The following is a 7,373-nucleotide window of genomic DNA, read 5'->3' on the forward strand; positions in this document are numbered from 1 at the left end:
GCAACATCCTGCTGGTCGGCTCCGCCGGACCGCTGCCGGTCGCTGACCTCGTCCGGCGGCTGGCCGGGGACATCTTCCCGGCCCGGCTGACCGACGGCGCGGACCTCGCGGCCTTCGCCGGCCGCACGGCACCGGTCACCGACGCCACCGCCACCGACTCCCCGCCCCCGCCGGACGGCGCGTTCAGCGTCGGCTGACCGGCGCGCGGGAGCGGGGCCCGGCGCGCCGGGTGGCCGCACCCCGGGTTCACGCCCCCGGCGGTGTCAGAATCGGCGGGTCGTAGCGGACCCGGTCGTAGCCGACCAGGTCCCGGGGGACACCCACCACCCGAGGGAGCGAGCGAGAGATGAGCGGCGCGGAGCGTCCGGACCTGGCGGCGGTGCCCGAGACGGCACTGTGGACCCTCTGGCAGCGGGCCGTCGAGGCCCGCCGGCCGGGCGCGCTGCTGCACGACCCCAAGGCCGTCGAACTCGTCGACCGGATCGACTTCCCGTTCGCGGAACGCTTCGGCACCAGCGGGCTGCAGTCCCGCCTCCAGGCGCTGCGAGTGGGCTGCTTCGACCGCGAGGTCGCCGACTTCCTGGCCCGCGAGCCGCGCGGCACGGTCGTCTGCCTGGGGGAGGGCCTGGAGACCCAGTACTGGCGGGTCGACAACGGCCGGGCGCAGTGGCTCTCGGTCGACCTCCCCGAAGCGGTGGAACTGCGCGAACGCCTCCTGCCGCCCGGCCCACGACAGCGCTACCTGGCCGCCGACGCCACCGACCTCACCTGGGCCGAGGCGGTGGACCGCGACCGCGCCGTCCTGATCACCGCCCAGGGCCTGCTGATGTACCTCCCCCCGCCCCGCGTCCGCGAACTCGTCGCCGCCTGCGCCGAGCGCTTCCCCGGCGGCTCCCTCGTCCTGGACGCCGTCCCGCGCTGGTTCGCCCGCCTCACCCGGACCGGGAAGATGCGCACCTCCGGCTACCAGGCACCCCCGATGCCGTGGTCGATGGACGCCCGCGAGCGCGACAAGCTCCGCACCGCGAGCCCGGCCGTCACCGCCGTGCGCGACGTCCGCCCCACCGCCGACCACGGCCCCCTGGCCTCCCTCCTCCCCCTCGTCCTCGCCGTCCCACCCCTCTCCACCCACCGCCCCACGGTCACCGTCCTGGACTTCGCCACCCGGACCTGAGCGGCCCCGGTAGAGGAAATCCCCGCCGCCGATGACACGGCGGCGGGCTCCGGCGCGCGACCCGGCGCCGACCGGGTTGCGCGGACGGCCCGGGGTGCGGAACCGCCGGGCGGGCCCCGCACGTCGTACGCAGGGGTGATCGGCCGGGGGGACGGGCCGCCCGGCACGTTAGGCTGCCCTCTCGGGGAGCGGCCTGGTGCCGCCATTCGGACGACTGTCGAGACCGGCGCGCGAGCCGCGGGGACCTGATCGGGACCTGGGCGGGCCTGCCGCGGGTCTCGTCCTGCCACGGAGGTACTGGCCTTGCTGCACATCGACGCCTGGATCGAAGGCGTACCACCGGGCGCGGTGTACGCCCTCGTTGCGCTGATCATCGGACTGGAGTCGCTGGGCATCCCGCTCCCCGGGGAGATCGCCCTGGTCTCCGCCGCCCTGCTGGCCTCGCGCGGTGTGGTCAGCCCGGCCTGGGTGGCGGTCTGCGCGATCGCCGGCGCGATCATCGGTGACTCGATCGGCTACTCGATCGGCCGCAAGGGCGGCAAGCCGCTGTTCGAGAAGCTCGGCCGCAAGTTCCCCAAGCACTTCGGGCCCGGCCACCTGGCCAGCGCCGAGCGCTCCTTCCAGAAGTGGGGCATGTGGGCGGTCTTCTTCGGCCGCTTCATCGCCCTGCTGCGCATCTTCGCCGGCCCGCTGGCGGGCGCCCTGAAGATGCCGTACTGGAAGTTCCTGATCGCCAACGTCCTCGGCGGCGTGGTCTGGGCCGGCGGCACGACGTGGCTGGTCTACCAGGTCGGCAAGGTCGCCGAGCAGTGGCTGTCGAAGTTTTCCTGGATCGGCCTGCTGCTCGCCGTCGCCGTCGGCGCGTTCTCGGCCTGGTTCATGAAGCGCCGCGCCGCGAAGGCCGCGCACGCCCTGGAGGCCGAGGACGCGGCGAAGACCGTGGAGGCGGCCCCGACGGTCACCGCGCCCGCCGCCGACTGACGGCCCCGGGTCCGCCCGGAACGGGCGCACCCGGAACCGACCCGCGCGAGCCGCTGCCCGGAGCACCCGCTCCGGGCAGCGGCGTTCGCGGCGGCACAGGACCGCGGAACCGCACGACTGCACCACCGAACGACCGAACGACCGAACCACCGACCAGCACGCGAAGAAGGAAGTAGGAGCACCATGCGGATCGGACTCCTGGGCACCGGCACCTGGGCGGAGCGGGTGCACGCGCCCGCCCTCGCGGAGCACCCCGGCGTCGAGTTCGCGGGCGTCTGGGGCCGTCGCCCCGAGGCGGCCGCCGCGCTCGGCGAGAAGTACGGCGTCCCCGGCCACACCGACCTCGACCGGCTGCTCGCCGAGGTCGACGCCGTCTCGATCGCCCTGCCGCCGACCGTGCAGGCGGACCTCGCGGTGCGTGCCGCCGAGGCCGGCTGCCACCTGCTGCTCGACAAGCCCGTCGCGCTCACCGTCCCCGACGCCCGCCGGGTGGTCGAGGCGGCCGAGGCGCACCGGGTGGCCTCCGTGGTGTTCTTCACCGTCCGCTTCGGCGGTGAGCAGCTGCCGTGGATCGAGGAGCAGGCCGCCGTCGGCGGCTGGTTCACCGGCCGCTCGGACTGGCTCGGCTCGGTCTTCGCCCCCGACTCCACCAGCGCGTACGCGGCCTCGCAGTGGCGCAAGGACAAGGGCGCGCTCTGGGACGTCGGCCCGCACGCGCTCTCCGTGCTGCTGCCCGTGCTCGGCGACGCGACCGCCGTCACCGCGGTGCCCGGCCCGCTGGACACCGTGCACCTGGTGCTGCGCCACGTCGGCGGCGCCTCCAGCACCCTCGCGCTGAGCCTGACCGCACCGGTCGCCGGCGGCGGCACCGCGATGGAACTGCGCGGCGAGTCCGGCACCGTCCGGCTGCCGGAGCGCGGGGAGGGCCCGCACGCGGCGTTCCACCGCGCCCTGGACGCCCTCGCGACCGCCGCCCGCACCGGCGAGGCCCACCCCTGCTCGGCCGCGTTCGGCCTGCGCACGGTGGAGATCCTCGCCGCCGCGGAGCGTTCGCTCGCGGCGGTCCCCGGTCCGGCCGTCAGCCGCCCAGCAGCTGGTCCGCGAACGCGCGCACCCGCTCGGCCGTGATGCCCTCGCGCTGCTCCACCGCCAGCGGGTGGCCGGTCGGCTCCAGCTCGACCAGCGGGCGCAGACCGACGGCCCGGGTGTGCACATGCGTCTTGAGCAGCAGTGTGGACTCCGGGTAGACCGGCAGTTCGGTGACCAGCCAGCCGAAGTACGGGGGCTCCTGCTCCCGGGCCGGGTCCTCCCACAGGTCGTGGGCCCGGGCGAAGTTCGGTTCGCTCAGCGACACCCAGACGCCCCAGGAGAAGGTCTCGCCGGTGTCCCGCACCGGGATCTCGATCAGGCCGTGCACGTAGAACTCCCGGCCCTTGATCACGCACTGGTCGGGGGTGAGCTCACTGTCCCTGCGCCGGGCGTAGCGCGGCTTCCAGCCCGTCGGGGCCGGGGAGCCGTAGGAGAGCGGCGGGCCGTCGTGCCGTTCGGCGCAGCAGGCGCAGGTGTGACCGCGGTCGGGGGCGTCATGGTGGGCGGGGGTGTGCGCGGGGGACATGGCGCAGAGCATAAAGGACCTGGTCGGAGCCGTTGTCACTGCCCTGTGCGAGGGTGGAGGGGTGACGCTGGAGGACCTCGTCCGGCTGCGCCGGGCCCGTGACGCGATGGACCGTGACTACGCGCTGCCGTTGGACGTGCCGGCGCTGGCGCGGGTGGCGCTGATGTCGCCGGGCCACTTCTCGCGCAGCTTCCGGGCCGCCTTCGGGGAGACCCCGTACAGCTATCTCATGACCCGGCGGATCGAGCGCGCCAAGGCCCTGCTGCGGCGCGGGGACCTCTCGGTGACGGAGGTGTGCTTCGCGGTGGGCTGCACCTCGCTGGGGTCGTTCAGTTCGCGCTTCACCGAGCTGGTCGGGGAGAGCCCCAGCGCCTACCGGGCCCGGGGCCACGAGGACGGTGCCGCGATCCCGGCCTGCTACGCGAAGCTGTACACCAGACCGGTCAGGAACGGAGAAGCGCATCGTCCGCCCCACCCGTAGCGTGAGGCGCATGGACATCAAGCTTTCACAGTGCTTCATCGCCGTCGACGACCACGACAAGGCGCTCGCCTTCTACCGCGACGTCCTCGGCCTGGAGGTGCGCAACGACGTCGGGTTCGAGAACATGCGCTGGGTGACGGTCGGCGCGCCCTCGCAGCCCGAGGTGGACATCGTGCTCGAACCGCCGCTGGCGGACCCGAACGCCTCGGCCGCCGACCGGCAGGCCATGGCGGAACTGCTGGCCAAGGGGCTGCTGCGGGCGGTCATCTTCGCCACCGAGGACTGCGACGCGACCTTCGAGCGGATCCGCGCGGCGGGCGGCGAGGTGCTCCAGGAGCCGATCGACCAGCCGTACGGCGTGCGTGACTGCGCCTTCCGCGACCCGGCCGGCAACATGCTGCGGTTCACCCAGCGGAAGTCGAAGTAGGGCCTGTCCCCGTCTGTCCGTTCGTCGGGCGGCGCTCCCGCGGGTCGGCCCGTGGGTCGGCCCGCAGGTCAGCCCGCGTGGCCGCCCGGCGGTCGGCGGTCGGCGGGGCGGGCCGGGGGGATGACCGGGGCCCGGAAGTCGCGCGGGCCGCTCCACAGCGCCGGGACGGCGTCGCTGCGGCGGGCCAGCTCGTAGGCCAGCGGCTCGTAGTTCACCCGCCACCCCTGGAAGTGCGGCCAGGCCTCGTGGGCGGGCCGTTCGTGCGGGAACCCGGCGGCGGTGATCAGGGCGACGGCCGCGTCGAACTCGGTGTAGCTGAGGCGGATCGCCGTGTCCGGAGCCGGGTCGGGGTCGAAGTCGACCCGCATCGAGCGCCCGATGTCGCGCAGCGCGGTGAACCCGGCCCGGAGCACCAGCCGGGCCTCCGGCGGGGCGGTGCGCGGGCAGATCGCCAGGTGGACGGCGGCGGCGTCCATGACGGCGATCAGTCCGACCACCCAGCTGCGGTTGGGCTGCGGGGAGCGGAAGGAGATCAGCACCGGGTAGTTGGAGTGGCTCTCGCCGAGGTCGGCGGCGAGGCGCTCCCAGTCCCGGTAGAGCTGGGGGAGGGCGGTCTCGGTGTCCACCAGGGACTGCCGGGCGAGCAGCTCCGGGCCCCAGGCGGGCTCGCCGGCCCGGGACTGGAGCAGGGTCACCTCCAGTTCGCGCCGGTTGTAGGCGGCGTAGAGGGTGGGCAGGTAGGCGATCTGCAGGGCGATCACCAGGGGGCCGCTGGAGGCGGCGATGAAGTCGATCACGGAGAGGTGGAGCCGGTCGCCGCTGGCGAAGCCGAGGGTGAAGAGGCTGGAGCCGGCCTCGCGGAAGGAGATCGACCAGTCCAGTCCCGAGGTGCCGTGCAGTATCAGCGTGTAGGAGATCAGCATCCCGCCGAGCCAGACGGCGAGCATGCCGGTCAGCATCAGCGGGGCCAGCCAGGTCTGGGCCCGGTCCTGCGCGCGGTAGGTGCCGAACGGCGCTGCGGTGAGCCGCAGCACGGTGCGCAGGGCCCGCCAGAGGCCGTGCACCAGGGAGCTGTACAGGCCGCGCGGGACGACGAGCGTGCGCAGGATGCTGCCGATGGTGAGCAGCAGGAGCAGCACGCCGGCGACGGTGTGGATCAACCTCATGGCGCTCATTGTGACGTCCCGTCGGGATTGACACGGCACCGCCGTCGGCTGAATGCTGAGCAAGCGCTTAGTCAGGGCTTGGTCAGAGCTTGGTCGTCGCTCGGCCGGGGCTTGGTCGGCGCTTGGTCGTCGATGCCGCGGTCGGCGGACGGAGGGAGAGTGCCCGTGCCGGAGAGCAGGTCGGACAGCATGCCGGAGCCCGGTCCCGAGCCCCCGCGGGGGCTGGACCTGGAGCGATTGCGCGACCACCTGGAGCGCGCCCTGCCCGGCACGGTGGCCGGTCCGCTGCGGGCCGAGCTGATCGAGGGCGGCCGCTCGAACCTCAGCTACCGGCTCACCGACGGCGTCAACGACTGGGTGCTTCGGCGGCCGCCGCTCGGGCACGTGCTCGCCACCGCGCACGACATGGGCCGCGAGTACCGGGTGATGACGGCGCTGCGCGGCACCGGGGTGCCGGTGCCGGAGACGGTCCACCTGGATCCGGGTTCGGAGGTGCTCGGCGCACCCTGGTACCTGATGGCCTTCGTGCCCGGCGTCGTGCACCGGGACGCCGAGGTCTTCGCCGCGCTCGGGGAGGGGCGGGTGCGGGCGGTCGGCGAGGCCCTGGTGGACACCCTCGCGGCCCTGCACCGGATCGACCCGGTGGCGGTCGGACTCGCCGAGTTCGGCCGCCCCGACGGCTATCTGGAGCGTCAACTCAAGCGCTGGGCAGCGCAGTTGGCGGCGTCACGGAGCCGTGACCTGCCCGGCATCGACCGGCTGCACGAGCTGCTCACCGTCCGGCGGCCGACCTCCCCGGCCCCGGCGCTGGTGCACGGGGACTACCGGCTCGACAACGTGCTGCTCCAGGAGCACGACGGGCGGGACGTCATCGGCGCCGTCCTGGACTGGGAGATGTCCACCCTCGGCGACCCGCTCACCGACGTCGGACTGCTGGTGATGTACACCGAACTGGCCGGCGTCGGCGGCGGGCTCGTCCCGGCCGCCGCCACCGCGCCCGGCTTCCCGAGCAGCGCCGAACTGGTCGACCGCTACGCGCGGTCCACCGGGCGGGACGCCGCCGAACTGGACTGGTACGTGGCGTTCGCCGCCTACAAACTCGCCGTGGTCGCCGAGGGCATCCACTACCGGTTCCGCCAGGGCCGCACCCTCGGCGCCGGTTTCGAGCGGGCGGGCACGGCGGCGCCCGTCCTGATCGAGCACGGCCTCACCACGCTGAAGGGACACTGACCGATGGACTTCTCCTACGACCGCCGCACCCTCGAACTCCGCAAACGGCTGGAGGAGTTCATGGACCGGCACGTGTACCCGGCCGAACCGGTGCTGGCCGCCCAGCTCGCCGACCCGGCCCGGCCGCGCTGGGAGATCCCGCCGGTGGTCGCCGACCTGCGGGTGGAGGCGCGCAAGCAGGGCCTGTGGAACCTCTTCCTGCCCGGCGAGCACGGCGCCGGACTCACCAACCTCCAGTACGCGCCGCTCGCCGAGATCACCGGCCGCAGCCCGCACCTCGCCCCGCCCGCCCTCAACTG

The 7,373-nt window shown here is 74.1% G+C and carries 8 protein-coding genes and 2 pseudogenes; 8 read left to right on the forward strand and 2 right to left on the reverse strand.

Going from position 1 to position 7,373, the window contains the following annotated elements:
- The 4 genes and pseudogenes from VR45_RS31895 to VR45_RS31910 form a co-directional block, all read left to right on the forward strand.
- Window positions 1-197, forward strand: a pseudogene (locus VR45_RS31895) (hypothetical protein); the annotation flags it as partial.
- 149 nt (window positions 198-346) lie between these two features.
- On the forward strand, window positions 347-1,174 hold the full coding sequence (locus VR45_RS31900; protein ID WP_045943363.1) for a class I SAM-dependent methyltransferase: 828 nt from the start codon (window positions 347-349) through the stop codon (window positions 1,172-1,174).
- Between the two features lie 306 nt (window positions 1,175-1,480).
- A complete protein-coding gene (locus VR45_RS31905; RefSeq protein ID WP_045943368.1) occupies window positions 1,481-2,155 on the forward strand; it encodes a DedA family protein in 675 nt (224 codons plus the stop codon).
- 183 nt (window positions 2,156-2,338) lie between these two features.
- Window positions 2,339-3,283: a Gfo/Idh/MocA family oxidoreductase gene (locus tag VR45_RS31910; RefSeq protein ID WP_063772579.1), complete on the forward strand. Its 945-nt coding sequence runs from the start codon at window positions 2,339-2,341 to the stop codon at window positions 3,281-3,283.
- Here VR45_RS31910 and VR45_RS31915 read toward each other — a convergent pair.
- Window positions 3,234-3,770, reverse strand: coding sequence for a DUF2199 domain-containing protein (locus VR45_RS31915; protein ID WP_045943370.1), 537 nt, complete (start codon window positions 3,768-3,770; stop codon window positions 3,234-3,236). The genes VR45_RS31910 and VR45_RS31915 overlap by 50 nt on opposite strands.
- Before the next feature lie 61 nt (window positions 3,771-3,831).
- Between VR45_RS31915 and VR45_RS31920 the strand changes: the two genes are divergently transcribed.
- Entirely contained in the window at window positions 3,832-4,251 is a 420-nt protein-coding gene (locus VR45_RS31920; RefSeq protein ID WP_045943364.1) for a helix-turn-helix transcriptional regulator, read from the forward strand.
- Between the two features lie 10 nt (window positions 4,252-4,261).
- The gene (locus VR45_RS31925; RefSeq protein WP_030396504.1) at window positions 4,262-4,678 is read left to right on the forward strand and encodes a VOC family protein; all 417 of its coding nucleotides are present in this window, start codon (window positions 4,262-4,264) and stop codon (window positions 4,676-4,678) included.
- A gap of 68 nt (window positions 4,679-4,746) precedes the next feature.
- Here the strand turns inward: VR45_RS31925 and VR45_RS31930 are convergent, their stop codons facing one another.
- On the reverse strand, window positions 4,747-5,844 hold the full coding sequence (locus VR45_RS31930) for a hypothetical protein (protein WP_045943365.1): 1,098 nt from the start codon (window positions 5,842-5,844) through the stop codon (window positions 4,747-4,749).
- Window positions 5,845-6,033: 189 nt separating this feature from the next.
- Here VR45_RS31930 and VR45_RS31935 point away from each other — a divergent pair, with 189 nt between their 5' ends.
- Both VR45_RS31935 and VR45_RS31940 read left to right on the forward strand, forming a co-directional pair.
- Window positions 6,034-7,074, forward strand: coding sequence for a phosphotransferase family protein (locus VR45_RS31935; RefSeq protein ID WP_045943366.1), 1,041 nt, complete (start codon window positions 6,034-6,036; stop codon window positions 7,072-7,074).
- Between the two features lie 3 nt (window positions 7,075-7,077).
- A pseudogene (locus tag VR45_RS31940) lies at window positions 7,078-7,373 on the forward strand (acyl-CoA dehydrogenase family protein); the annotation flags it as partial.

Source organism: Streptomyces sp. NRRL S-495 (genome assembly GCF_000966955.1).
GTDB classification, from domain to species: Bacteria; Actinomycetota; Actinomycetes; order Streptomycetales; family Streptomycetaceae; genus Kitasatospora; species Kitasatospora purpeofusca.

Bases quoted from the DNA above. Each gene is read 5' to 3' on its own strand.
- VR45_RS31910 (WP_063772579.1), top strand. From the start codon at position 2,339: ATGCGGATCGGACTCCTGGGCACCGGCACCTGGGCGGAGCGGGTGCAC.
- VR45_RS31915 (WP_045943370.1), bottom strand. From the start codon at position 3,770: ATGTCCCCCGCGCACACCCCCGCCCACCATGACGCCCCCGACCGCGGT.
- VR45_RS31925 (WP_030396504.1), top strand. From the start codon at position 4,262: ATGGACATCAAGCTTTCACAGTGCTTCATCGCCGTCGACGACCACGAC.
- VR45_RS31930 (WP_045943365.1), bottom strand. From the start codon at position 5,844: ATGAGGTTGATCCACACCGTCGCCGGCGTGCTGCTCCTGCTGCTCACC.
- VR45_RS31900 (WP_045943363.1), top strand. From the start codon at position 347: ATGAGCGGCGCGGAGCGTCCGGACCTGGCGGCGGTGCCCGAGACGGCA.
- VR45_RS31935 (WP_045943366.1), top strand. From the start codon at position 6,034: ATGCCGGAGCCCGGTCCCGAGCCCCCGCGGGGGCTGGACCTGGAGCGA.